Here is a 25,456-nt window from a genome sequence, read left to right as displayed (position 1 = left end):
CTAGCGTACGCTGACCAGCGTATCGCCATCGAGCCTGGCAACACCGGCGCTGATCAATTCGCTGATCAGTTCCGGGATCAATACATCTGCACTGGTATCGAGAATACGGACAGATGAAGCGATCAGCCGGGTGCTGCCCAGTTGCCGCAATACTTCTGACGTTTTTACCTGCCGTCTGTCGAGCAGGATAAAGGCCAGCATGACTTTGGCGGCATTGCGGGCATTGCGTCTGGTGTCGGCACTGAGGTAATCGAGTCTTGATTCAGCGCGCTCCAGTGCTGCACTGACATTGCCAAATGGTGAGCCATGCCCGGGGATGACCAGGCGCGGATCGAGCTCACGTATGACTTGCAGGATGGCAGCCTGTTCGGCAAAGCCGGACTCCCCTTCCAGTTCGGGGAAGATGACGCCAAAACCGTTTTCCCACAAGGCGTCGGCAGAAATCAATATACCCTCTTGCTCACAATACAGAATCATGGAGTGAGGATCATGACCGGGGGCAGCCAGTACCTGCCAGTCCATATCACCTAACTGCAATATCTCGCCATGCTGTATGGCCGCGTCAAAGCCAAAGCGTGCACATTGCTGCCCGGTAGCAGCATAGGTCAGGGCTTCTTCATCCCAGGCTGCGACTGCATCCGTGTCCGCTATCGGTATCAGGGTGCGACAGGCATAGTGCTGCTGCAGCAAGGCGTTACCACCGCAATGGTCGGAATGCAGGTGGGTGTTGATCAACAGATCAAGGGAGCGGCCTGCCAGTGCCTGTTGCACCAGGGCCAGGGTCTGTGGCGCATGGCTCAGGTAGCCGCTGTCGACCAGCGCAGTCTGCTGCCGACCAGTGAACAGGATATTGTTCGAAGACAGCCAGCCCCGTTCAAACACTTGCATGCTGGCAGGCAGACGCATCAGATTTTTCCTGGTATCTTGCGTTGCATGCCGTATGGCATGTCTTTAGCCGCTTGCAATGCACCGGTCTCAAAGAAACCGTCACCATTCAGGTAAGCCTGCAACATGTCAGTACTATCCAATCCCCAGAAACAGCGGCCGTCAACAACGCTGGTCGGCACGCCAAAGACACCGGCGGCAATCGCCAGTTCGCCATTGCGTCTCAACGCATCCTTGACGGCCTGCGCGTCAAGCATGGCTGGTGTGACCTGCAATTCATCGAGCAAGGCTTGCCAGTGTTCTGCCTGCGTCGGGATATGTCCGTCACGCCAGACGAAACGGAATAGTCGGCGCACCACAGCTTCGCTGCAATCCAGCGCCAGGCACAGACGCAGCAATGGCAGGGGATTGAAGGGATGTTCTGGCAGCATGCGCAAGGGAATGCCATGTTTGTGTGCCAGCCAGGCGCAATGCTCGAAAGTCCACTGCCGCTTGGGCGCAATTTCTGCCGGTCCCTTGTTGTCCCAGTGATTGAGCAGGCCGGCGAACAGGATGGGGCGGTATTGTATGCTTTGCACACCGTCCAGACGATGCAGCAATTCGCTTTGCAGATAAGCAAACGGGGAAATAAAATCAAAGTACCAGTCCAGCTGTTTCATGCCTGTATCCTTTTTGTTATTCCGCTACTCCACTACTCCGACAGCTTTACATCAAAAACTACGGCAGCATCCTTTGCTGCACCAGGTCCCAGATTGCCAGTTTCTTGTGATTGTCTGCCTTGCTCCAGCAGATGATTTCATCGATAGTGCGATAGCAGCCGCTGCACAGCCCCGATTTCTCATCCATACGGCATATATTCACACAGGGTGAGGGGACGGTAGCGCCCGGTTTGAGTTCAAACTGGGCAGGATCAAATTCAAGCAGGATGCTCATGCGCGCAGGGCCACATCGGCGACAGGTGCGCCTGTCATGGTTTGCAATTGCTGCGGCGTCAGTTTGAAGACGGCATGCGGATGGCCGGCGGCAGCCCATACATGGGTATATTGCAGCAAGTCCTGGTCAATCAGCATGACGGTTTTTTCCAGGTGGCCGATAGGGCAAACCCCACCGATGGCATAACCGATTTTTTCCTTGACGAAGCGGGCGTCAGCCTTACCCAGCGGGCCTACCAGCGCGGCCACCTTGCCTTCATCAACACGATTGACACCACTGGCAACGACCATCACGGCCGCATCGTCATTGAGACGGCGGAAGACGATGGACTTGGCGATTTCTGCTACTTCACAACCAAGACCGGCAGCGGCTTCTGCCGAGGTCTTGCCGGTTTCCGGCAGCATGACGACATGCTGGTCATGTCCGAGGTCCTGGAGCAGGCGGGCAACACGCTGTACGGTTTCTGGCAAATCAGTTGAGCTGGACATAGGGCAAAAAAAAAGGGGCAAAAACTGTTTATATCACAGGAAGGGACAGCATGCTGTGGCAGGCCTGGCGGGATTAACCACCATACCATTCTGCCAGCAATGCCATGTGCTGTTCAGGCACATCAAAATATTTCATGCCTGCCCGATATTCGCTGCCGCTGAGTATGGTGTAGATGCAGGTTGCCTTACACACGACCTGGGTACGCTGCGAGGCATCGCGCGGACTGGGCACTTCCATCATCATCTGGTAAGTCTGCTTTTCTTTGAGAACGACGCTGCACTGGATTTGTATGCCACCAGCTGCAAAGTTAATAATTTTCGCCAGTACGATCTGGCCAGGAAGAACCTGTATGGCGCCGCGCCAGGTCACATTGGAGCGTGCGGTGTTTCGGTTATCACTCATACAAACAAGAACATGAAATGCGATAGACTTTAATAAAATGATGCGGCGCGGAAACTATCATTGTACCGACTTCTGTTTGTGTTGGCAGAAAGTATTTGGAGGCAAACTTAACTGGACAAGCGATTTTTTCAGGCCCTGGCAAGCCAGTCAGCAGCCCCTTGTGCAGCTGCCCGGGCCGTCGCAAAACAGGCCGTCAGCAGATAACCGCCGGTCGGGGCTTCCCAGTCCAGCATTTCCCCGGCAAAAAACAGGCCAGGACAGTGAATCGACATCAGGTTCTGATCCAGCCCTTCAAAACGCAAGCCACCGGCACTGCTGATGGCTTCATCAATAGGGCGCGCCGCATGCAGGTTCAAGGGCAGGCATTTGATCGTCTGCGCCAGCAGGCTGCTATTGTCGAAATCACTTTTGCCCAGTACTTCATGCAGGAGCGTGCTCTTCAAGGTATCGAGTCCCAGGCGGCTTTTCAAATGGCTGGACAAAGAGCGCGAACCACGCGGATGCTGCAATTCTATCAGCACCTTGTCAACAGGGATGTCGGGCAGCAAATCAAGTTCCAGCACGGCTTTACCGCTGACATTGATTTGCTCACGCAGCGCAGATGACAGGGCATAGATCAGACTACCCTCTACTCCCGTTGCCGTGATGACGAACTGGCCCTGGCGCATGGCCAGGTTGCTGCCCCTCACCCTGGCTGCGACAGTCAGCAAAGGCTGGCCGGCAAACCTGCTCCTGAAAAATTCTGTCCATGGCAAATCAAAACCACAGTTTGCCGGCTGCAAGTCAGCCACATCCAGTTTGTGCTGCCTGAGCAAGCTGACCCAGGCGCCGTCGGAACCCAGTCTGGCCCAGCTGCCACCACCCAAAGCCAGTACCACGGCCTGTGCCGGTTTGCTGATTTCACCCGTTGGTGTATCGAACCGCAACTGCTGCTGTTCATCCCAGCCCAGCCAGCGATGCCGCATATGAAAGCGCACTCCCTGGCTACGCAGTCTGTGCAACCAGGCACGCAGCAAGGGTGCTGCCTTCATGTCAACGGGAAACACCCGGCCCGAACTGCCGACATAGGTTTCGATACCCAGGCCGACAGCCCAGCTGCGCAATGCATTCGCGTCAAATTGCCTGAGCAGTGGCGTCAACCATTTCTGACGTGGGCCGTAGCGTGTCATGAAAGAGACAAAGTCTTCCGAGTGGGTGAGGTTCATCCCCCCCTTGCCTGCCATTAAAAACTTGCGTCCTACCGAAGGCATGGCATCATATAAATCGACTTGTACACCTCGTAAAGCCAAGGTTTCAGCAGCCATCAATCCGGCGGGCCCGCCACCTACCACGACAACACCGGCGGCCTGCTGATCTTGCTGATTACTTGGGTATATTTGCATAAGTTTGCGTCATAATAAGGTTTTGCATAAAAGGCCATATCCTTGCGGCAAGGCATGTGCGCACAGGAAAGGTGGGCCAGACTGAATTTTCACGATGTTCAACCGGGTTCTGCTATGGTCAATCTGGATCGTGCCACACTCGATTTGGTCGTACTCTGTATCAGTGTGATTTCCATGCTGGTCATGCTGGCGGTTTGGCGCATCAATCGTGACATACCCGGTACCGGTGTCTGGGCCGTTGCAGCTTCCATGATAGCACCGGCATTTTTGCTGGTGCGCCTGATCAATGTCATTGATATCCCCAAACCCCTGATTGTTGCTGTCAATAATTCCCTGACCCTGACCACTATCCTGTTGATGCTGGAAGGCACCCTGCGCTTTCGTGCCTATGCCTCGAAACAGCGCTGGCTATGGAGTCTGGCGCTGGTTCCCCTGTTTATCCTGCTGGCATTTCTGAACCGGGACGACATGATACGCCGATATCTGTGTCATGACGCGATTGCCGCCGCCCTGTTGTTGACAACCGCTTATATTCTGATCTGGAAAACGCGTGACCTGGACTTGATGGCGGCCGGCATAGGCGCTGTATCGCTGCTGGTGATGGCCCTTGGTTTCATGTTGCGCTGGCACCTTGCCTATATATCAAACACCAGTCAGGAGCTGATGCGACACCCGCTGCTCAACCTGGTTTACCTGATCGTCGCGCTGTGCCTGCTGGGCTGGACATATGGCGTCAGCGTGTGCTGCAATCTGCGCGCCCAGAAAAGCATACTGGAAATGGCCCGTGAAGATGTCCTGACAGGATTGCCCAATCGCCGCCATGTCGACGAGATGCTGGATAAGGCAATTGCACAAAGCTCACGCAACCAGCAGGGCTTTGGCTTCATCCTGATTGACTTGAATCACTTCAAGTCTGTCAATGACCGATACGGCCATCAGTCAGGTGACCTGCTGCTGAAAGAGGTGGCCAGGCGACTCAGGAGTTTTTGCCGGCATGCCGATTTTGTCGGCCGCATAGGCGGTGATGAATTTGTCGCATTGACATTTGGCGTGAACCAGGAGTCCCAGCTCGACAGTACCCTGATGCGCCTGAAAAAAATCCTGGAGGGCCCCTGCACGATACAGGGGCATCAAATCAACATTCAGGCAGCCCTGGGTTGTGCCATGTACCCTACCGACGGTCGTACTGCCGACAAGCTCATGCAGACGGCAGACCAGCGCATGTATCTGGACAAGTCCGTGCCCGGCAATATTCTGGCGGCACTGACTGAGAAAAACTGAACAAGGCAGTCATAAAAGCAGGAAGGCCAGCAATCATGACCGGCCTTTTGCATTTAACGATTCGAGATAATGAAAAACTTATTTCGCCCAGAATTTTTGATAGTGCGCGCGGAAATCATTGGCTGGCTCAAACATGTTCTTTTGCCCGCCGTCATAGGCAATATTCTGGCTGGTGACCAGATGCGGTGAATTCACATAACCGCTTTGTTCAGCACCGGAAAACGCACGGTTCAATTCATCAACAATCTGCCAGGCATTCATGGTCAGCGGTTCTGGCACGGTGCCGGATTGCAGGTTGTTTGCACGTATGCGCTTGTAGGCCGTCTGTGAGCCATCACCGGCCGAGACGCCAACCAGCTTGTTGTTGGCTGTCAGACTGGCCGTGGCCGGAACTTCCATCAAGTCAAAATAGAAATCGTTGACGCCGATCACATGCGTCCATTTGCTGCCATAACGCTTGACCAGATTCTCTACCACACTCTTCATCTTCAGATGTGCCTCAGCCAGCGGCAGGTCTTCCACGCTCAGCAGTTTGCAACCTTCGCATTGCTTGATGGTTTCAACAATGGCGCTGGACTTGGCCAGCAGATAGGGGTTGGTGGAATCGGTAAACACCACGATACCCGCCTTGTTATTGGATTCCACCACCGTATACAGTGCGGCCAGTTGGGCAACCTCTTTGGGGTTGGTCGTAATATTGGTAAACAGGCCATCGGTCGGGCCGCTCTTGACCGATGCATGCCAGCCGACTACCGGCACCTTGGCTTTTGCCACCGCTGCCATGCCCTTGGACAGGCTGGCCACATCCACCCCGGCCAGCACGATACCATCCGCCTTCATGTCCAGCGCCTGATTCAATATCGCTGAGCCCTGGTTGCAACGGCCACTGCAATTGATGGGCAATACTTCCCAGCCGGCGCCAGCACTTGCTTCTCGCAAGCTATTGAATACACCGCTGATGCCGGCATCCGACATATTTGCCGCAATGTAGATGATTTTCTTTTTCTTTTGCAGTTGTGGCCCATCAACCGGACCTTCCCAACGATTCTTCAAGGATGCCGCCCTGGCCACTTTGGCATTGGCACGGCTGAGAAACTGCATGGGGTTTTCCTGCGCGGAAGCAGCGCTGAAGAAGCTGAACACAACAAATAACACGGTCAGGTATTTACATTGGGTAGCAGTCATGATTCTCGGCTGTTCAGGTTGATGGAATATCTGGATGGCTCTGTCTGGATTATTGGCGTTTGAAACAAATACTTACAAGTACGCAATGATTATTGCAGAAAAAACCGTCAAATATATAAAGTTTCCACATCAAGCAAGCAGCGCCGAATTTTTAAATAAGAAACAAATAAAAAAAAGAATAAAATTTTCCACAAGCAAAAATTCCTTATGGAAAATTTCATTCTTTTAAGCAACATTGAATAATTGTACTGATTTACAACACTGTCCTGAGCAGCTTTACTTCAATTTTGTATGGTATTTCAGGCGAAAGACCAAAAGTTAATTTACAATTTACCACTATTTCCCTTATAACTGCCGTCACCAGCTCACTTCACCCGACCCCATCTTCTCCACAATTCGCTTGGCCGGATTACCGCTGACATGAACATCACCGCTGCCCATCAATTTGAGTCTGATTTCCTGACTGGCGAAAACGCGCGAATCAGCAGAGCCCGTAGAACTCAGGTTGACCTGTGCACTCTTCAGGGAAGTCGCGTTCAAATCCCCAGAACCGTTCAGCCTGGCAGTGAATTGCCTGGCCTGGCCCTTGATGACACTATCGCCAGAACCATTCACATTCAGTTCCAGCATATCCGTATTACCCAGCCCCAGATTGAGGTCGCCGCTGCCGTGGATGTTGGCAAGAACCTGCTGGAAGTCCCCGTCAAAGACGACATTGCCTGAGCCCTGCATGAGTATTTCCACCTTGTTGCCGTGAAATCCCTTGATATTGGAATCACCGCTACCTGAGGATTGCAGTTTTTCCAGATTGGGCAAACTTAATTCCACCCTGGTCTGCTCGGTTCTGCCCACCGCGATGAAGATGCCACGTGTGCCGATGTGCAGAGTATTGCCGTCCAGCCTGGTGGTGACCCGAGACACCAGTTTGCCATCCCCTTTCACCAGCAATTCTGGAGTAGTTGCCTGCCTCAGGCTCAGGTCGATGGGCCCGCTCAGTATGATATTGACAATAGAGGCATTAACGGGTCGCATCTCGCTGGCGGCGGAACCGCTGCTGCTGGCCACAACATTGCCGGCATGGGCCTTGATGAAGACCACGGACGACGCGGTCAGCACCACCGCCAGACCCAGCATGCCTATGCCCGTACGTATAATGTTTTTCATGATTTTCTCCTGATAATTAAGGATTTTTTGCTAGTTTACATGCGTTCTGCGATATGACACTTTTACTGTCGCACGATGATGACAGCTGCCGTCAGGCAGGGCGGACCAGTTGCAGTTGCGACAGATTCCAGCGCACATAGTGTTTAAAACCGATGAAGGAATATTTGGTCAGGAACATGCTGAGCATGAACAAGCCTATGCCTGCCAGTATCGCACCCAGGCCCGACAGCAGCTTGCCAGCAGAGAAATGGTTACTGACTTCGATCTGGAAACTGTCACGATCGCGGACTTTGACCTCTGTCTGGACAGTTACTGCGGGTTGACTTGCAGTAGCCGTTGCGCTCGCAACAGCGGTAGTAGCAGAAGCGCTGGCGGTATTCGGCAGTGTCACGGTGACGCCGCTACTTTCGGTTTTTTTGCCATGGTCATCAAATTGCTCACCATCGATCAGGACGCCTGTTTCAGAAATATCAACGCGTACGTCATGATAATGTCCGTCACGGCTGTTTCTGTGATGCGCGCCATGTGCTACATGGTGATGACCGGCCGGAAGCTGGAAGCTGAACTGATCCACACCTGACAGGCTGGCTGCCGTCATGCCTATGCCAGCCAGATACAGGCACAGGGCAACGCCATAGCTGCTGCACAGCAGGATAAAATATGTCATCGCCGGTATCAGCATGAACAGGTTAAATACCATCAGACCTATCATGGCTACCAGCAGGCCAGCGATATTACCTATGGTGAAATTTCTCTTCAAGGCATCATAGCGTATGCTGGCTTTTTTCTGGGCGGCGATCAATTCCGGCTGGGGCAGGCTGGCGAGCAGTTCTTCTTCAGACTTGCCGTTCAATGCTGCTTCGGCAAACTTACGCTCATAAGCCTCGATGGTTTCTTCAATAAGCGGGGCTGGCAGCCCTTCGAGTGCGCTGCGCAGTGCCTTCATATAGCTGGATTTGTCCATTGCCGTCTCCTGAAAATTGATTGCGTATGTTCAGAATACGGACCGCCTGAGGACAAGACCAGCAGGATGCGACAGTGCGCACAATTCTGGGGACAAACTGCAAAACCTCAGGACAGGCAGCAGGCATGGATCGCCAAGCAGGGTGCGCAAAATATCAAATTACTATGCCTTCCCGATACGTTTACCGTCGATCCAGGCCTGCAATCTGGCACCACTTTCATTGAGCATATGCAGACCCAGACGGCTGCGGCGCCAGAGAATGTCTTCCGCAGTGCGTGCCCATTCATGCTGCATCAGGTATTCAACTTCGGCCACATACAAGCCAGGAGCCAGCATATCCCCCATGTCCGCCAGTGACTGCCGGTTCTTGAGCAAGACATGCATGCGGCTGCCATAGGCATGGGCAAAACGTTCAACCAGATGCGGCGGCAGCCAGGCATATTGCTGCTGGCATAACTGCACATAGGCCGGGAATTCACGCACGGCGCGGTTTTCTGGCCTTGCACTGAAAATATCCCCGCCGGGCAGGCAGGCGTGCTCAGTCCAGGATGATGCTTCATTCCCCAGATGCGGCGCCAGCAAGGCCAGTGCTTCTTCTGCCAGTTTGCGGTAAGTCGTGATCTTGCCACCAAAGACGTTCAGCAAGGGTGCTCCTGCACTATCCAGCTCAAGACTGTAGTCACGGGTGAGTGCAGCGGCTTTTTCCTTACCCGTCGCCACAACCTCTTCCACCAGCGGCCGCACACCTGAATAAGACCAGATCACGTCTGCCGGGCCGATGGACTGGATGAAGTAATGACTGGCCAGCTCACATAAATAACTGACTTCGTCAGGTGTAATGGCTACCTGATCGAGCGAGCCGCTGTATTCCAGGTCGGTGGTTCCTATCAGGGTGAAGTCCTGTTCATAGGGGATGGCAAACACGATGCGGCCATCGGGATGCTGGAAAATATACGCATAGTCATGATGGAACAGGCGACGCACCACGATATGACTACCTTTGATCAGCCTCAGGGTCTTGGCGGCGTCATGATGCAGAGTCTGGTGCAGGAAACTGACAGCCCATGGCCCGCTGGCATTCACCAGGCTGCGGCTTTTGATCGTCAATTGCCGACCATCCGCCGTCTGCAATTGCGCCAGCCAGTACTGATCCGGCCCCTGCCCCTGCCTTTGCGCAGAAACACAGCGGGTACGGGTCATGACAGTCGCACCTTTTTCTGCCGCATCCATGACATTCAGGACGACCAGGCGGGAATCCTTTACCCAGGCATCGGAGTAGGCAAAACCACGCCGGAAGTCGGCCCGCAAAGGCTTGCCCGCCACATGTTCAGACAGGCGCAGGGTTTCGGCACCGGGCAAAAGTTCACGCCTGGCCAGATGATCATAAAGGAACATGCCCATCCTGATCATCCACGCCGGCCGCTGTCCCTGGTCATGCGGCATGACAAAGCGCAAAGGGCTGATGATATGCGGCGCAGAACGCATCAGCACCTCACGTTCCAGCAACGCCTTGCGTACCAGGCCAAATTCATAATATTCAAGGTAACGCAAGCCACCGTGGATAAGCTTGGTTGATGCCGACGAAGTATGTGAGGCCAGGTCGTCTTTCTCGCACAGCAGCACACGCAAGCCACGACCGGCGGCGTCGCGGGCTATGCCCGCGCCATTGATACCTCCGCCGACAATCAGTACATCGACTTCAGCAGGGGATTCGCTGCCCCCCTCTTGCCTGATTTGCCTGTTTTGCGTTTGCGACGACATCACACTCATTTTCTGGCCAGGTGATTGGGCAACCAGCCTATGCCATGGGCATGCAGGCTCTGGATGTACAGACGGTCTTCAGTTTCTGTCACACCTGTGGTTTCTGGATACTGGCCGGACGGGTCTTGCAGGTCTGCCAGTATCTTGCCGCTTTCATCAAAAGCGATTACATGCCCGTAAGCTGGCGGCACTGGCCACAGCATGCGCGGCAGACGCAGGGTCAGGCTGCGCAGCCAGGGTTTTTCCGCCATATTGTCGATGGCGGCGCCACGCGGTTTGGCCAGACCCAGCCAGATACGGCCGTTACGGCCACGCATCAGGTTATCGGGGTAGCCGGGCAGGTCGCGCAATAATATTGTGGCCAGTTTCTTGTCCGGCTTGTTTTTCAGGTTCAGTTCCCTGGCATTCACGGCGATTTTCCAGATACGGTATTCACCGGTTTCGGCCACGATCAGGTGCTGTTCATCCGCGCTCAATGCCAGGCCATTGGCAAAACACATGCCGCTGGCAATCTGCCGGGTCTGTTTGCTGACCGGGTCATATTCAAGCAGGCGGCCCGTTGATGAGTGTTCAAGTATGTCGAGCACGCTGGCATGGAAAGTGCCGCCATTTTCCTTGGCGCCAAACCGCTGGCTGGCGTCAGTGAAATAGATCTTGCCATTCTTTGCCACCACAACCGCATCAGCGTACAGGATAGGGCTGTCGCCGACCTTGTCAGTCAGCACGGTAATCTGCCTGTCAGGGCTGATGGACAAAATACCCCGAAAAGCATCTGCCGCAATCATATTGCCGGCAGCATCAAACATGAATCCCAGTACCCGTCCACCTGTATTGACCCAGGTTTCGCGCTGGCTACCATCAGTCTGCATGCGCAAAATCGCGCCCGAGGTCACCGCTGCATACAATTTGCCGTCCGGGCCAATTGCAATATGCTCGGGACCGGTTTCGTCGCCGATATCGAGGGTCTTCAGGGCAGCCAGCTTTTCATTGCGCGCATGCGGTGGTGAATAGCCGGTAAATGGCGTGGCCTGCCAGGCAACCGGGTTGATCGGTACCGGCGCCAGGAAAAGATAGGCCATCACAAGCAGCAATAAAACCAGCACAGACAAGAGCAGGCGGATTATCCATTTCATCAATATTAACTCCTGGCGGCAGAAACATTCATATCATTGGGGCCTGTGCCAGCAATGCGGGTTTTCGCAATGGCAATACAGGCAAACCTGTATTTTGCACTGTCGGCGCGCCGTCTGCGCACCATCCAAATAATAATTTGATATTTATTTTTACCAACAGGCATGCACGCCACACTTGCTGACACCACTCGCAGGTCAGCTCAGGTGGCTGACAGCATCATGGGTGCGCAGCCAGGTCAGCTGTAATATCCTGGCGTCGTTGCTGGCGCGGTGACGTGATATGTTCAAGTCTTCCTGCACCTGGGCCTTGGTGTCGTACCAGATGCTTTCTTGCCCGGAAGTAATGATTTCACGCAAATCCGCCAGACGAAAATTGGGCACATTATCAGCAGCGTCATACAGTCGTGCCATCCAGACATAATCCTGGGTCCAGCCATCGGTGTAGACCGTCATGCCGGACAACAGGCTGTTGAGCTGCTCGGTCACCAGCCTGGCGGGTTTGCCTCTTTCTACCAGGATTTCACGCGGGATGTGATGTATGCGTGCGGCATGGATATCCCAGTGCAGCCAGTCGGCCTCAGGCCGTATCAGGGTACACCAGCCTTCACCATGACGACGCGAAAAGCCGACCTCTATCGGGTAGCTGTCTTTGCCAAAGCCCGATGCTTCAAAGTCTATCATGACAGGCACGGTCATCATTACGCGCACTCCGCTGGCTGGGATGGTGGAACTGGCTCATTTTTGACAGGGGCCATGAATTCATTTTTCTACGATTTCTGCCTATGTGCAAGTTTTTGCCTGAATTCACGGCCGGATTTAAGCATTTTTGACGAATATGTCTCAAATGCTGTTTTCTTTATGTGGTGCTGGCTCTTCACATGGCCAGCAGACCAGAACCGGCCTGCTGGCAAGTTGCCTGCTGCCAAGTTGAATAATTACTGGTAAGCTCAACGACTTGTCTCGCTTCATGTTAAAGGAAATTATGCGCCTCTTACGTCTGTTCGTCATTGCCCTCGGTTTTGTCACTGTTTCAGCATTTGCCTCACCCGCTGCGCCCAAGGAAGGGGCCGATTACACTGTGCTGAAGACAGCCCAGCCCACCCAGTCCAGCGGCAAGAAAGTTGAAGTCATCGAATTCTTCATGTATCACTGCCCGGCCTGTAATGCGCTGGAACCGGTGATCAATGACTGGGTCAAGAAACAGGGCGACAATATCAACTTCCGTCGTGTACATCTGCCACGCACAGGTGAAACTGATCCGGAAGCGCATCTCTTCGTCACCCTGGAAGCGATGAACCTGGAAGAAAGCCTGCATGCCAAGATATTGGCAACCTGGCATAAAGAAAACAAACGCCTGACCAGCGATGCAGAGAACATCGACTGGGTAGTCAAGAATGGTGTGGACAAGGCAAAATTCGTCAGCTTCTATAACTCTTTCTCTGTCATCAGCAAGATGAAGAGTCTGCCAAAGACCATCGCCAACTACGGTGTGGACAGCACACCTACCCTGGTCATTGATGGCCGTTACCTGACCAATCCGTCGATGATAGGTGCAGCCAACAGCAATATGCCGCGTGAACAATTGTTCCAGGTGACGCTACAGGTACTTGATGCCCTGGTGGCCAAGAGCAAGAAATAAACGGAACACAAGCCAGCACAATTCCTGACTCAAAAAACAGAACGGGAAATCTTCCATGAATGAAGATTTCCCGTTCTGCTTTCAGGGCAAGGCGAACAGGCCCGCCTTATTCATAGCGCAAACAATCAACCGGCAATAACCTCGATGCCCTGCGCGCAGGATAAAAACCAAAAAAGATACCAACAAAACTGGCAAAGGCACATGCAACGATCATTGCCTGCAAGCCGATGACGACATCAAGCTTGCCTGTCGCCGTAATGGCGGCGGCGCCCCCCATGGCCAGCATGATGCCGATGATGCCGCCGACCAGGCAGATCACCACCGCCTCTGTCAGGAACTGCAACAAGACATCGCGCGGCTTGGCGCCGATGGCCATGCGTATGCCTATCTCACGGGTGCGCTCAGTGACCGATACCAGCATGATGTTCATGATGCCTATGCCGCCAACGATCAGGGAAATCGCACCGATCGCGCCCAGCATGGCAGCCAGGCCGGCACTGATCTTGGCCCCGGTCTCCGCTATCGATGCCAGGTTATCGATACGGAAATCGTCTTCCTGCCCTGCCTTGATATGGTGGCGGTCACGCAGCATGTCCTTGATGTCCTCATCAGCATCCTTCAACTGCTTGTCGCTCTTGCCCTGCACCACGACGTAATGCACATTGCGCGGAAAAGGGCTGCGCATCAGCGTGGCCCGTGCTGAAGTAATCGGTATCAGCACCATGTCCCCCAGGTCGCCGCCATCAAACATGCGGCCCGTACCCTGCAACACACCAACTACCTGGAAAGGCACGTTGTCTATGCGCACAAACTGACCGATGGGATTGTCCTTGTAAAAAAACTGATCTGCCAGCTTCTTGCCGATGATAACCATGCGTGCCGCACCACGGATGTCAGACTCGCTGAATTCATTGCCCTGTTCCACTTTCCAGTTACGGACCTTGAACATTTCTGGTGTTATCCCAAGCACGGCATTATTGGAATTGTCATTCCCCACAGTCAGCTGAAAAAAGCCTTGCAATGCAGGTGCGGCCCCGTTCAGGCTGGGCAATTCATTGAGCGCCATCGCATCTTCTACCGACAGGGAAGGTGCAGTGCCGGTACGTGCACGCACGCCCTGGGTGCGGTTGGCGCCGGGCGAGATAATCATCAGATTGCTGCCTAGCACTTCAAGTTCCTTGGCGATGAATTTTCTGGCGCTTTCACCCACTGCCAGCATCATCACGACTGAAGTAATGCCGATGATAATGCCAAGCATGGTCAGCGCCGTGCGCAGCCTGTTGGCGTTCATGGAACGGAATGCTTCTATAAAAACCTGGAGGAAATTCATTTGCTCACCACCTGTGCTTCTGAATATTCAGCATGCGAAGCAGCCAGCTGGCGCAAGCCTTCTGCTGCTGGACCATCGTAAAGAACATGTCCATCCTTGAGCCGCACCAGGCGTTTGCTGTATGCGGCGATATCCGGCTCATGTGTCACCAGCAGGATGGTGATGCCACGCTCCGCATTCAATTGCTGCAAGGAGCGCATGATGTCTTCACTGGTCTGTGTGTCAAGATTACCGGTAGGTTCATCGGCCAGTATCAATGGCGGATCAGCGACCAGGGCGCGGGCGATGGCGACACGCTGCTGCTGCCCACCAGACAATTGATTCGGCAAGCGCTTGGCATAATCTTTCAGGCCCACCCTCTCCAGTTCAACCAGCGCCTTCTTGTGCGCCTTGTCGCGTCCTACACCGGCATAGATCAAAGGCAGGGCGACGTTTTCAGCCACGCTCATGCGTTTGATCAGGTTGAAGCTCTGGAACACAAAACCGATAGTGCGGTTGCGTATGGTCGCCAGTTCAGAACGCGACAGGCTCAGGGTATCGACGCCGTTAAGCAGGTAAGAACCGCTGCTGGCCTGGTCCAGACAGCCAAGTATATTCATCAGTGTCGACTTGCCGGAACCGGACTGCCCCATGACAGCCAGAAAGTCGCCTCGTGGCACCTGTACGTCAATGCCATGCAGGACCTTGGTCTCTATACCGCCGGAAAAATAACTCTTGCTGACCTGGCGTATGGCTATCAGGGTATCGCTCATCAGCGCGCCTCTGTCTTGTCCAGGGAACGGGTAATGACTTTGTCGCCAGGCTTCAAATCACCGGAGATGACTTCGGTATACTTGAAGTTGGATAAACCGATTTTGACATCGACTGCCTTGGCCTGATTTTTTTCATCGAGTTTGTATAACTTGAAAGTACGAGTCAGATCTTTCTTGGTACGGAAGGCCACGTCATCATCTGCCTCTGGTGCAGGCAGGCTGCTGGCTGACGCAGAAGCTGATGCACTGGCGTTTTTCGCTTTTTCCTTCAATGCCTTGGCTTCTTTGGCCTGCTCTTCTTCTGTCGGTTTATAACGCAAGGCAGCAGTCGGGATGCGTACCACATTTTCCCTGCTGCCAACCACCAGGCGCACCTGCGCTGTCATGCCTGGCTTCAACAGTTCATCCTTGTTGTCGACATCGAGCACGACGTTATAGGTCACCACGTTTTGCTGGACATTGGCTGCCAGGCGGAATTGCCTGAGCTTGGCTTCAAATTCGCGATCCGGGTAGGCATCGACCACAAAGCGGGCTGGCAGACCGTCCCTGAGCGCACCGACATCGGCTTCAGAAACACTGGTGTCTATCTGCATCTTGGTCAGGTCACGGGCGATCTGGAACAGGTTGGGTGTCTGGAAAGATGCTGCCACGGTCTGCCCCATATCGATGGTGCGCTTGATGATGACACCATCTATCGGCGAGCGTATGACGCTGTTATTGAGGTCAGCGCGCACCCGGTCCAGCTGCGCCCTGGCCAGTTTGATATTGGCGTCTGCCACCTCGACTTCGCGTTTGGCCTGGTCCATGGCCGTGCCGGAAATATAGTTTTGCGTCACCAGTTTCTGGTTACGCTCCAGGGTAGCCTGCGCCAGCCGTCTCGATGCCTCGGCAGAGGCCAGGCTGGCTTCGCTTTGCTTGATCTGGGCATTAAAAATGGTCGGGTCCAGCTTGAGCAGTACCTGTCCCTGTTTGACGCGATCATTGAAGTCGGCTTTCAATTCCACCACCGTACCCGATACCTGGGAACCGACGTTGATCAATGCCACCGGGTTCAAGGTGCCACTGGCCGTCACGGTCTGGGTGATATTGCCCTTGTCGGCAAGGGCGGTACGGAATTTCGGTTCTTCCTCCTTGGATTTTGCGGTCTCTTTCTGGTAATACACAGCAGCTGCACCGCCAACGAGCAACAGGGTAATGACTACGAAAACACGTTTCTTGGTGAATACCGGCATAGTTGTCCTATCGCTTTGATCAGATGTGAAATAGACCTGCACTTAGTTATTTCGTTCAATACGGCCAACCCAGGCCGCTGCCAGTATCAGCAATGCCGTCGCCACCGGGGCTCCCAGCCATGCCGGGTACTGCATGCCTACATAAATACAGGCTGCCCAGGACATGGTGCCGAATGCTTCATACAAGCCTGCCAGTACCTGGCTTTGACCGCGTTTTTTAAACTGGCTGCGTGTTGCCGGTCTGGATTGCCATAGTTGTATCAGAGCCGAACTCAGCATGGCCGATGCCGTACAGGCCATGGCCAGCAAACCCAGGCCGATCTGCTGGAGCAACATCCAGATCAGGGCCGGGGCCATCAGGGAACCGATGGGCAGCATGACGGCCATCAATTTGCCGGTCAGGATTTGCGTGCTGCTGACCGGGGACGCACGCAATAAATCAGGGGCATCTTCTGCAGCAACAATAACCCAGGTTAATGAACCAGCCAGCGAACCTGCCAGAAACACAACACCTGCCGCCACTCCGGGCAAGACCGATCTGGATTTGAAAATCAGAAAAAACAGGGGGGCGATGTACAGGACTTGCAGCAATACCTGCGAAATCAGGTGTGGGTCGCGTGCGATCAGGCGCCATTCTTTCACCATCATGGTAACGCGCAGGCTGCGGCTGAAATTGCCGGCATATTGCCTGCCCGCCAGAGCGCCGGTTTTCAGAGGTTTGCGCGCATTCCCCGCCGCCTGCTGTACGCCACGGACAAAAAAACCATGGGTGAATTGTATGGTCAGCCAGCATATCGCCGCACTGAAAAGTACGAATACCAGAATCGCCGACGGCGAACCAAACAAGGCGCGGGCCGGCAACCAGACCGGACTGTCAATATCAAATATGCCGCCAGCCTGAAACCAGGGCATGACTTTTTGCAGGACGCGGCCCTGCACCTCCTTGCCAAGATTGCCAAACAGCTGGGAAACCAGGAATAATGCAGCACCTGTCACGGCCCCCAGTATCTGCGCTACGGTCCTGGTCTTGCGCACACCGATGGTTTTTACCAGGAACAGGGTCAGTACCATGGACAATGCTGCTGCCAGTGCGGACATACCCGCCAGGACAGGGTAAATTCCCAGCCAGTACCATTGGCCCAGAAACAGACCGGCATTGGCCACAGGTGTCAGCAAGAGAAAAAACCAGACGCCAACAGAAAAACTGATGCCGGCGAGCTTGACCACGAAGATGGCTTTCGATGACAGGGGTGAAGACAGCAGCAGGTCCAGGTCACCACGTTCAAACAAGGCCATTACGCTACGGCTTAAACCCAGTGACAGCATCATGCTGAAGATCATCAGCATGGCTGCACCGGCAAGCATCAGCAAAGCTGGCGGGACGGCATCAGTCAGCACCGGCATTTTGCGCATCAATAGCCAGATACCGATATGACCTGAAATGAACATCAGTGCGATCAGGCTTTTGCCAAATGCTGACATGCCACGCGCAGGCGCACGGCCAGGACGGCTTTCACCAAGATCATAAAAAGCCAGTCGACATTCATGCGCCAGCAACCAGGCAACGCCGCCTGGCTGGAGCCGGGGCCAGCGCGCCATTATGCCGGCTCCGTCAATTGCAGGAAAACTTCTTCCAGCGTGCCGGCGGCCTGACTGGTGCGGGTGCGCAATTCTTCCAGTGTGCCCTCGGCGATCAGCTTGCCATGCTGGATAATGCCTATGCGCTCTGCCAGACGTTCGGCAACATCTAGTATATGTGTGGTCAGAATGACAGTACCACCCTGTTTGACATGTGTCAGCAAGACATCCTTGACCTGTCTGGCAGCCGCGGCGTCAAGGCCAGTGAGTGGCTCGTCAAGGATAATCAGTTCAGGCTGGTGTATCAGGGCGCCGGCCAGTGCCAGTTTCTGCTTCATGCCACGCGAAAAACCTTCGGTCAGCTCGTCGGCATGTTGCAGCAAATCCAGCCATTCCAGCAATTCACGCGCCCTGCTCGCTGCCACATCGGCGGCAATACCCCACAAGCCGGCGACAAATTCCAGGTATTCAAAAGGCTTGAGCTTGTTGTACAGCATGGGGTCGTCTGGCAGGTAGGCCAGCTTGCTCTTGGCCAGTGCCGGATCGGCTGACAATTCCTGACCCAGTATGCGTATGCTGCCACTGTCGGCGGATATCAAGCCGGCCACCATACGCAAGGTCGTTGTCTTGCCAGCCCCATTGGGGCCCAGTAAGGCATACAACTCACCACGGCGCACACTGAGGCTCAGGTTTTCAACGGCAGGCCGACCAAAATTCTTACAAAGATCGCGCAATTCCAGGGCAGTGTCTGACATCATCAACAATGAATTTTATAAAAAAATCATTGTATGCCGAATTCAGAATGTGGTGATTGTATACAGGGATTTTTTATGCGGACCAGGCCTGGCCCGCACAGGACGAACAAGCAGCATGCCATCTGCCCGGTTTTATTCAGATAAAGACCGGCACATGCGGATCGACACCGCCAAAGTGTATTTCAGGATGCTGTTTGCTGACCATTTGCTGAATGTCAGAAATCTGCCGGAACGGCACATCGACCATCAGCAATACCTTGCCTGCATCAATATCAAGAAGGAAAGGCTGCAGCCTGGAACTGGGGATGGAGCGTGCCGCATTGGCCGACATCCATGAACCGAACAGCGCGCCGCCTATCGCCGATACGAGTAAAGCAACTATACGCATTTCCATGCTCTCCGGCGGGAAGATCAACCACAGACCACCAGCCAGCAAACCGGAAATACCCCCTATCAGCATGCCCACTTCGGCACCATGGATCAGGTCAGTTTTTTGCAGGCTGTTCGCTTCCGGCATGTCAGCCGCCAGCAAGCCTTCCCTTGCACAAAAATGCATATATCTTTGTTCAATACCCACTGCTACCAGCTCATCAAGCATGGCCCTGGCGCTGCTGACGTCAGGTAACATGAAATACAGTCTGCGTCTCATGACAATCTCCGTTCAGGTAAGAAGGCAAGAGGCTTTGCGATGTTATCGCGGTGACCATATTTGACTGGCCAGGGGATGAGACAGCAAGCATCGTTTTTCCCGAGCGGGCAAAGCGACAGGATGTGCAAAGCCTCACTATGGTTATAGTCAATCCCGGTAGAATTTCAAATGGTAAAAATGACTTGAATGCGGCTTTTTTTCAGATATTCAAAAATCCTGCTTGACCCGTATCTCATTAGCCAGAATACTGTGATATGCAATCTGGCGAAACATAAATTGCTTGTGCGCGCCCCTACCTTGTCCTGACATGAAAAAGACTCTCTGCCTGATGATGGTCTTGCTTGGCTTGCATTGCCAATCTTCAGTCATGGCTGGCGAAAAGATAAAATGGGTAACAGCAGAACTGCCACCGTTTGTATGGCAACAAAACAATACGCCACACGGCTATGCCTATGAGCTCATGGCAGCCATGTCGGTCCAATTGGGACGCACGCCAGACCTGACTTTCTATCCCTGGGCCAGGGCTGTCAAAATAGCCAGCGAAGGTAATTCTTACGGGATTTTTCCTCTGGCCAGGACGCCTGACCGGGAGCATCACTACAAATGGCTGATACCAATAACGACCGTTAAATACACCTTTTTTGGCCGTCAGCCTGCCTTGCCAGGAAAAACCAGCATAGAACATGCATCGCTGGAGCAATTAAGCCTGTTGCGTATAGGCTTGTTGCGTGGCTCTCCTGTCGCCCAGTATTTACAGGCCAAGAATTTTCGTCACATTGTGTACGAGAAAAGCTATCAGGACCTGCTGAAAATGCTGGCACTGGGCGGTATTGACGCCATTTATGCCGGGTACCCCATGCTGACGGCCGCCATTGAAGAATATGGGTTTCGCTTTGAAGATGTCTGCACCGGCCCCAGTCTTGGTTCTGCCGAACTTTACCTGGCCGCCTCCATAGGTCTGGACGAAGAAGAAGAACGGACCTGGAAACATGCTTATGAAGCCTTGCTAAAAGACGGCACCGTCAGCCGTCTACAGAACAAGTACTGGCCAGTAAATTAAACCTGTCCAACATGACGTCTTTGCCCACGGCGGCAGACTCAGACGCCCATGGGCGTACACAGTTCAACCAGGCTGCCGTCCGGGCAACGCAGATAAGAAACCACTTGCCCCCAGGGTTTTTCTGCCGGTGCTGCCAGCTCGCTTGCTCCCGCCGCCAGTGCCTGCGCATGTGCCTTTACCACGTCTGCCGTAGTGAAAGCCACCTCCATGCCCAGAGGCTGGGGCGAGCTATGTGCAGCGACATGACCGCAGGAATAATTCAGATCCCCCATGGCATGGGCAGCAAATGCCAGGGTCGTAGCGCCGGTATCAAGTTCGCCATACATGCCTGATTCATGCAGGAACCTGCGTGTCAGTCCAAAGGCATGTTCGTAAAAACTGAGCGATGCGGCAACATCGGGGACGTAGATAATGGTGTAGGCAAAGTTCATGAATACTCCTGGAGAAATGCCCTCTTTCATGAAAAAAGAGGGCATAGAAAAAAGCTTGAGATTTATTCCTTGATACCCCATTGCGAGAACATCCAGGCCATGTTGAATGCCCCTTCGCGCAGGGCATCAAAACGCCCGGATGCACCGCCATGGCCAGCTGCCATATTGATTTTCAGCAGCAGCGGGTTTTTGTCGGTTTTGTAATCACGCAATTTGGCGACATACTTGGCTGGTTCCCAGTACATGACCTGACTGTCATTCAAACCTGTGGTCACCAGCATGGCAGGGTAGGCTTTTCGGGCAATATTGTCATACGGGGAATAGCTGCGCATATAGTCATACGCCGGCTTTTCATTCGGATTACCCCACTCCAGGTATTCACCTGTGGTCAGGGGCAGGCTGGCATCCATCATGGTGTTCATGACATCCACAAACGGGACAGCGGCATGCACGGCATGGAACAGGTCGGGGCGCATATTGACGACTGCCCCCATCAGCAAGCCACCGGCACTGCCGCCCTGTATGATCAGGCGGTCGGGGCTGGTCCATTTCTGTTTGACCAGGTATTCTGCGCTGTCGATGAAATCATAGAAAGTATTTTTCTTTTTCATCAACATACCATCTTCATGCCAGTGCTCGCCCATGTCACGGCCGCCGCGTATATGCGCCTGCACATAAATGACACCCCGGTCAAGCATGCTGACGCGGCTGCTGTTGAAAGTCGCCTCGGTAGAATAGCCATAGCTGCCATAGGAATACAGCAACAAGGGGGCCGAACCATCGAGCTTCACACCTTTTTTGTACAAGGCCCATAGCGGTACCCTGGTGCCATCCCTGGCAGTCATCCACAGACGGCGCGTTTCATAACGGCTGGGATCGTAGCCACCAAGAACTTCTGTCTGCTTCAGTACAAAACGCTGACCAGTCGCCATGTCGATATCGAGCGTCGTCGGCGGAGTGACTGGTGACTGATAGGACATGCGAAAGCGGGTGGCAGTAAAGTCCGGTGTACCCGCCGGTGTCGCCAGATAAACCGGATCATCGAACTGCACCGTCTTCCATTGCTTGCTGCTGAAATCATAAATACGGGCTCGGTTCAGGGCCTGGGTCTTTTCATTCACGACCATGAAATCCTTGAACATGCTGACAGAGAAAACCAGTACATCCGGATCATGTTTGACCACCTCTTGCCAGTGCTTGCTGTCCGGCGTTGCCATTGGTGTACGCACGACACGGAAATTCTTGGCATCCTTGTTGGTGACAATGAACAGTTCGCCATTCCTGTGCTCCAGCGAATAGCGGTGCCCATTCTCGCGCCCCAGCACCGTACGGAACTGCCCTAGCGGTTTATCTGCCGGCAACAGCATGACTTCACTGGTGTCAGTGGCCTCGCTGCTCAATACGATGAATTGCTTGTCACGGGTACTACCTACCGAGATGGCAAACTGTTCCACCGCTTCATGCATGATCTCTACCGGCGCCTTACCTATCTCCATGCGGAACAGGCGGTCAGAGCGTTTGGTGGTCGCATCCTCCTGTACATAGAACAGAGTCTTGTTGTCTGCCGCCCAGGCCATGGACGTGACCCGTGGAACAGTATCAGCCAGTATTTCGCCAGTCTTCAGATTCTTGATCTGCAATTGATACTGACGGTAGCCGACCGTGTCGGTCGTAAAGGCCAGCAATTGTTCATCTGGGCTGACGACCATGCCGCCGACAGCGAAGAATTTCTGTCCCCTGGCCATCTCGTTCTGGTCCAGCAAAATTTCTTCTGCAGCCTTGTCGTCATAAGCCATTGCAGCATCGGCATGACGACGGCAGGACAGGGCATATTGCTTGCCGGTTTCTGTGCGGGAATAGTAATAATAATTACCGCGACGTAACGGTACCGACAGATCGGCTTCCTTGATACGTCCCTTGATCTCGCCATACAGTTTTTCTGCCAGTGGCTTGATGTCGGCAGTCATGGCCTCGGTGTAGGCATTTTCTGCGTTGAGGTAAGCAATGACTTCAGGATTTTCTTTCTTCTGCAGCCAGCGGTAATCGTCGGTAACGACTTCCCCATGACGGGTTTCCTGCCATTTTGTTTTTGCTGCCATGGGTGGAGCAGTGTCAGCCACCGCCAGGCCTGAGGTGGCTACACCTACCAGCATGCCCGACATCAGCACAGAAATTCTTTTGATCAGCACATAAACTCCTATCATAGAAAGGTACACCGGCATTTTAAGAGGATGGCAACAAAACAAGAAGCAATTTTGTTAATGCTGTTCCCGCTGTATATATCGACCCTGTTGAACACTGTTCAACGTTGCTGGTTATCAGAACTGTTAGTTTTTTAATCTTATTCGTTACCGATAATGCTGACTCCCTGCTGCAAGACGATGCAATTGTCAGAGTGACATAAGCTAAAAAAGCTTGTAAAAGGCGTTTTTTGCGACGTCGTATGCCATTTTCATTTTTCGTATATGCTTGCTCGGTATTGTGTAAGCACAAATGCAATGTCACACGGATATTGAAGGAATACATCATGAGCAATCTGTTAAACCAACGCTTGTCACTGCTGGACACTGAAGCAAATCGCCCTTTGCTGACCAAGGGATTACGTGGCATAGAGCGGGAAACCCTGCGCGTATTACCTGATGGCAAGCTGGCTTTGACTGCACATTCTCCAGCTTTGGGGTCGGCATTGACACATCCGCTGATCACGACTGATTATTCAGAATCGCTGCTTGAATTTATCACCCCGGCCGAGCATGACATCGCCACCGCCCTGGAAGAACTGGACAATATCCACCGCTTTGCCTATACGGTCATGGGTAATGAAATGCTGTGGCACCAGTCCATGCCCTGTACCTTGCCGGAAGAAAAAGATATTCCCATCGCCTGGTATGGTCACTCTCACATAGGCATGATCAAGCATGTCTATCGTCGCGGCCTGGCATTGCGCTATGGCAAGAGCATGCAATGCATAGCCGGTATTCACTACAATTATTCGCTGTCCGAAGACTTGTGGAAGGTCTTGAGCAAGGCTGAATCCAGAACCGGCAGCGACATGCACAACCAGTCAGAAAGTTATGTTGCCCTGATACGCAACTTCCATCGCTATAGCTGGCTGTTGATGTACCTGTTTGGCGCTTCGCCGGCACTATCCACGCCTTTCCTGCGCGGTCGCCCTCACCAGTTGGACACCCTGTCGGATGACACCTTGTACCTGCCGTATGCGACCAGCCTGCGCATGAGTGACCTTGGCTATCAGAACAATGCACAGTCCGGTCTGGTACCGCCGTACAACACCCTGCTCGAATACATGCGCAGCCTGTCGCTGGCGGTCCGTCAACCCTATCCCGAGTATGAAAAAATCGGCACCAAACGTGATGGTGAATGGGTACAGATCAATACCAACGTGCTGCAAATTGAAAATGAGTTTTATGCAACGATACGTCCCAAACGTGTGATACGTACCGGTGAGCGCCCGGTAGAGGCGTTGTGCGCTCGCGGCGTGCAATACATAGAAGTGCGCTGCATGGACGTCAACCCATTTGACCCGCTCGGCATCAACCTGGAAACTTCGCGTTTCCTTGATGCCTTCCTGCTGTTCTGCGCACTTGAGGACAGTCCCTTGACCAATCAGGCAGAAGGCCGTGAAAACGTCGAGAATTTTGCCCTGACCGTCAAGCAGGGACGCCGCCCGGGTTTGATGCTATCCCGCCGTGGCAAACAGATTTCTCTGCAAGACTGGGGCAGGGAATTGCTGGAAAAAATCAGGCCGGTTGCGGCTTTGCTTGATACACAGCATCGTGCCAGCTGTCACGCTGACAGCCTGCAGACCCAAGCCAGAAAACTCGACAATCCTGACCTGACCCCTTCGGCACAGGTATTGGCGGCAATTCGGCAGGCCAACAATTCATTTACTGAATTTGCCCTGCGACAAAGTAAAAAACTTGCCGATGAATTCCGCGCCCGCCCCCCCGTGCCGGCACAGCAGGAATATTTTGCCAAACTGGCCAGGCAATCGCTGGCCGAGCAGGCAGAGATGGAAGCAAGCCAGACCGGCAGTTTCGACCAGTTCATCACGGATTATCGCTCACGCACCTCAAGTGAAATTTGTTGCGACGGTGTAGTCGATACCCTGCAGGAGCAGGCAGAAGTTGCCGAACTGGACAATCCGCAAGATAGGGCTGCTTTATTGCATGTCTGACCTTACAGGCTGGCGATCAAGGTCAAGGACATTGACGGCAGCCTGTTTTCCTTTCACTGGTTTGTTTTGTCCCGTTTGACCGCTATGTTTTTTATACTCCCACTGCTTTGCTGGCCTACTTGCCGGTAACAGGTCTGCTCCTGATGTCGCAAACCCTGTATTTTTCATGGCGATCAAGCGCAAGCTTATCCATGAAGAAATTCCAAAGAGGGACATGCGCTCCGCGCACAGGTATGACCGGTATACCTGCAAC

General features: G+C 53.6%; 24 protein-coding genes. 4 read left to right on the top strand and 20 right to left on the bottom strand.

The features are described from left to right. The 6 genes from LZ463_RS22515 to LZ463_RS22490 all read right to left on the bottom strand — a co-directional run bounded on the left by LZ463_RS22515 (position 1) and on the right by LZ463_RS22490 (position 4,091). Positions 1-906, bottom strand: a complete 906-nt coding sequence (locus tag LZ463_RS22515; protein ID WP_241458541.1) for an MBL fold metallo-hydrolase — start codon at positions 904-906, stop codon at positions 1-3. Beyond that, complete coding sequence (locus LZ463_RS22510; RefSeq protein WP_241458540.1) at positions 906-1,544, bottom strand: 2-hydroxychromene-2-carboxylate isomerase; 639 nt, start codon at positions 1,542-1,544, stop codon at positions 906-908. Before LZ463_RS22510 ends, LZ463_RS22515 begins: the two co-directional genes overlap by 1 nt. A gap of 58 nt (positions 1,545-1,602) precedes the next feature. Then, positions 1,603-1,818, bottom strand: coding sequence for a DUF1289 domain-containing protein (locus LZ463_RS22505; RefSeq protein WP_241458539.1), 216 nt, complete (start codon positions 1,816-1,818; stop codon positions 1,603-1,605). After that, entirely contained in the window at positions 1,815-2,306 is a 492-nt protein-coding gene (locus LZ463_RS22500) for a YbaK/EbsC family protein (protein ID WP_241458538.1), read from the bottom strand. The genes LZ463_RS22505 and LZ463_RS22500 overlap by 4 nt, the downstream gene beginning before the upstream one ends. 73 nt (positions 2,307-2,379) lie before the next feature. Further along, positions 2,380-2,709 (bottom strand): hypothetical protein, encoded by a 330-nt coding sequence (locus LZ463_RS22495; protein ID WP_241458537.1) that lies wholly within the window; start codon positions 2,707-2,709, stop codon positions 2,380-2,382. A gap of 128 nt (positions 2,710-2,837) precedes the next feature. Beyond that, positions 2,838-4,091 carry a TIGR03862 family flavoprotein gene (locus LZ463_RS22490; RefSeq protein WP_241458536.1) on the bottom strand — a complete coding sequence of 418 codons (1,254 nt, stop codon included), beginning with the start codon at positions 4,089-4,091 and terminating at the stop codon, positions 2,838-2,840. Between the two features lie 114 nt (positions 4,092-4,205). On the opposite strand from LZ463_RS22490, the gene LZ463_RS22485 reads away from it, so the two are divergent. Further along, on the top strand, positions 4,206-5,372 hold the full coding sequence (locus LZ463_RS22485; RefSeq protein WP_241458535.1) for a GGDEF domain-containing protein: 1,167 nt from the start codon (positions 4,206-4,208) through the stop codon (positions 5,370-5,372). Between the two features lie 78 nt (positions 5,373-5,450). On the opposite strand, the gene LZ463_RS22480 is transcribed toward LZ463_RS22485, so the two are convergent. The 6 genes from LZ463_RS22480 to LZ463_RS22455 form a co-directional block, all read right to left on the bottom strand. Then, positions 5,451-6,557 (bottom strand): substrate-binding domain-containing protein, encoded by a 1,107-nt coding sequence (locus LZ463_RS22480; protein WP_241458534.1) that lies wholly within the window; start codon positions 6,555-6,557, stop codon positions 5,451-5,453. A gap of 357 nt (positions 6,558-6,914) precedes the next feature. Then, entirely contained in the window at positions 6,915-7,721 is an 807-nt protein-coding gene (locus tag LZ463_RS22475; RefSeq protein ID WP_241458533.1) for a head GIN domain-containing protein, read from the bottom strand. 91 nt (positions 7,722-7,812) lie between these two features. Further along, on the bottom strand, positions 7,813-8,685 hold the full coding sequence (locus LZ463_RS22470) for a DUF1700 domain-containing protein (protein ID WP_241458532.1): 873 nt from the start codon (positions 8,683-8,685) through the stop codon (positions 7,813-7,815). 162 nt (positions 8,686-8,847) lie between these two features. Continuing rightward, the gene (gene glpD / locus LZ463_RS22465) at positions 8,848-10,446 is read right to left on the bottom strand and encodes a glycerol-3-phosphate dehydrogenase (protein ID WP_241458531.1); all 1,599 of its coding nucleotides are present in this window, start codon (positions 10,444-10,446) and stop codon (positions 8,848-8,850) included. Between the two features lie 5 nt (positions 10,447-10,451). Beyond that, positions 10,452-11,579 carry an SMP-30/gluconolactonase/LRE family protein gene (locus LZ463_RS22460; protein ID WP_241458530.1) on the bottom strand — a complete coding sequence of 376 codons (1,128 nt, stop codon included), beginning with the start codon at positions 11,577-11,579 and terminating at the stop codon, positions 10,452-10,454. A 195-nt stretch (positions 11,580-11,774) separates the two neighbouring features. Then, positions 11,775-12,278: a hypothetical protein gene (locus LZ463_RS22455; protein WP_241458529.1), complete on the bottom strand. Its 504-nt coding sequence runs from the start codon at positions 12,276-12,278 to the stop codon at positions 11,775-11,777. A 283-nt stretch (positions 12,279-12,561) separates the two neighbouring features. Here LZ463_RS22455 and LZ463_RS22450 point away from each other — a divergent pair, with 283 nt between their 5' ends. Continuing rightward, positions 12,562-13,218, top strand: coding sequence for a thiol:disulfide interchange protein DsbA/DsbL (locus tag LZ463_RS22450; protein WP_241458528.1), 657 nt, complete (start codon positions 12,562-12,564; stop codon positions 13,216-13,218). 106 nt (positions 13,219-13,324) lie between these two features. On the opposite strand, the gene LZ463_RS22445 is transcribed toward LZ463_RS22450, so the two are convergent. From LZ463_RS22445 to LZ463_RS22420, 6 genes are all read right to left on the bottom strand, one after another. Then, positions 13,325-14,548, bottom strand: a complete 1,224-nt coding sequence (locus LZ463_RS22445) for an ABC transporter permease (RefSeq protein WP_241458527.1) — start codon at positions 14,546-14,548, stop codon at positions 13,325-13,327. Further along, entirely contained in the window at positions 14,545-15,300 is a 756-nt protein-coding gene (locus tag LZ463_RS22440) for an ABC transporter ATP-binding protein (protein WP_241458526.1), read from the bottom strand. The genes LZ463_RS22445 and LZ463_RS22440 overlap by 4 nt, the downstream gene beginning before the upstream one ends. Further along, positions 15,300-16,532 (bottom strand): efflux RND transporter periplasmic adaptor subunit, encoded by a 1,233-nt coding sequence (locus LZ463_RS22435; protein WP_241458525.1) that lies wholly within the window; start codon positions 16,530-16,532, stop codon positions 15,300-15,302. Before LZ463_RS22435 ends, LZ463_RS22440 begins: the two co-directional genes overlap by 1 nt. 42 nt (positions 16,533-16,574) lie before the next feature. Continuing rightward, entirely contained in the window at positions 16,575-18,131 is a 1,557-nt protein-coding gene (locus tag LZ463_RS22430) for a hypothetical protein (RefSeq protein ID WP_241458524.1), read from the bottom strand. Further along, positions 18,131-18,868, bottom strand: coding sequence for an ABC transporter ATP-binding protein (locus tag LZ463_RS22425; protein ID WP_241458523.1), 738 nt, complete (start codon positions 18,866-18,868; stop codon positions 18,131-18,133). Before LZ463_RS22425 ends, LZ463_RS22430 begins: the two co-directional genes overlap by 1 nt. Positions 18,869-19,001: 133 nt before the next feature. Next, on the bottom strand, positions 19,002-19,514 hold the full coding sequence (locus tag LZ463_RS22420) for a DUF1269 domain-containing protein (protein ID WP_241458522.1): 513 nt from the start codon (positions 19,512-19,514) through the stop codon (positions 19,002-19,004). A gap of 307 nt (positions 19,515-19,821) precedes the next feature. Between LZ463_RS22420 and LZ463_RS22415 the strand changes: the two genes are divergently transcribed. After that, positions 19,822-20,574, top strand: a complete 753-nt coding sequence (locus tag LZ463_RS22415; RefSeq protein ID WP_241458521.1) for a substrate-binding periplasmic protein — start codon at positions 19,822-19,824, stop codon at positions 20,572-20,574. Positions 20,575-20,612: 38 nt separating this feature from the next. Here LZ463_RS22415 and LZ463_RS22410 read toward each other — a convergent pair whose 3' ends face one another. Continuing rightward, positions 20,613-21,005, bottom strand: a complete 393-nt coding sequence (locus LZ463_RS22410; RefSeq protein ID WP_241458520.1) for a VOC family protein — start codon at positions 21,003-21,005, stop codon at positions 20,613-20,615. A gap of 62 nt (positions 21,006-21,067) precedes the next feature. Beyond that, positions 21,068-23,194, bottom strand: a complete 2,127-nt coding sequence (locus tag LZ463_RS22405) for a S9 family peptidase (protein ID WP_241458519.1) — start codon at positions 23,192-23,194, stop codon at positions 21,068-21,070. A gap of 338 nt (positions 23,195-23,532) precedes the next feature. Here LZ463_RS22405 and gshA point away from each other — a divergent pair, with 338 nt between their 5' ends. Beyond that, the gene (gene gshA / locus LZ463_RS22400) at positions 23,533-25,203 is read left to right on the top strand and encodes a glutamate--cysteine ligase (RefSeq protein WP_241458518.1); all 1,671 of its coding nucleotides are present in this window, start codon (positions 23,533-23,535) and stop codon (positions 25,201-25,203) included. Positions 25,204-25,456 lie beyond the last annotated feature (253 nt).

Source organism: Undibacterium paludis (assembly GCF_022568815.1).
Taxonomy (GTDB): Bacteria; Pseudomonadota; Gammaproteobacteria; order Burkholderiales; family Burkholderiaceae_D; genus Undibacterium.
The sequence above is the reverse complement of the archived record's forward strand: the minus strand, read 5'-3'. Positions and strand labels throughout refer to the sequence as shown.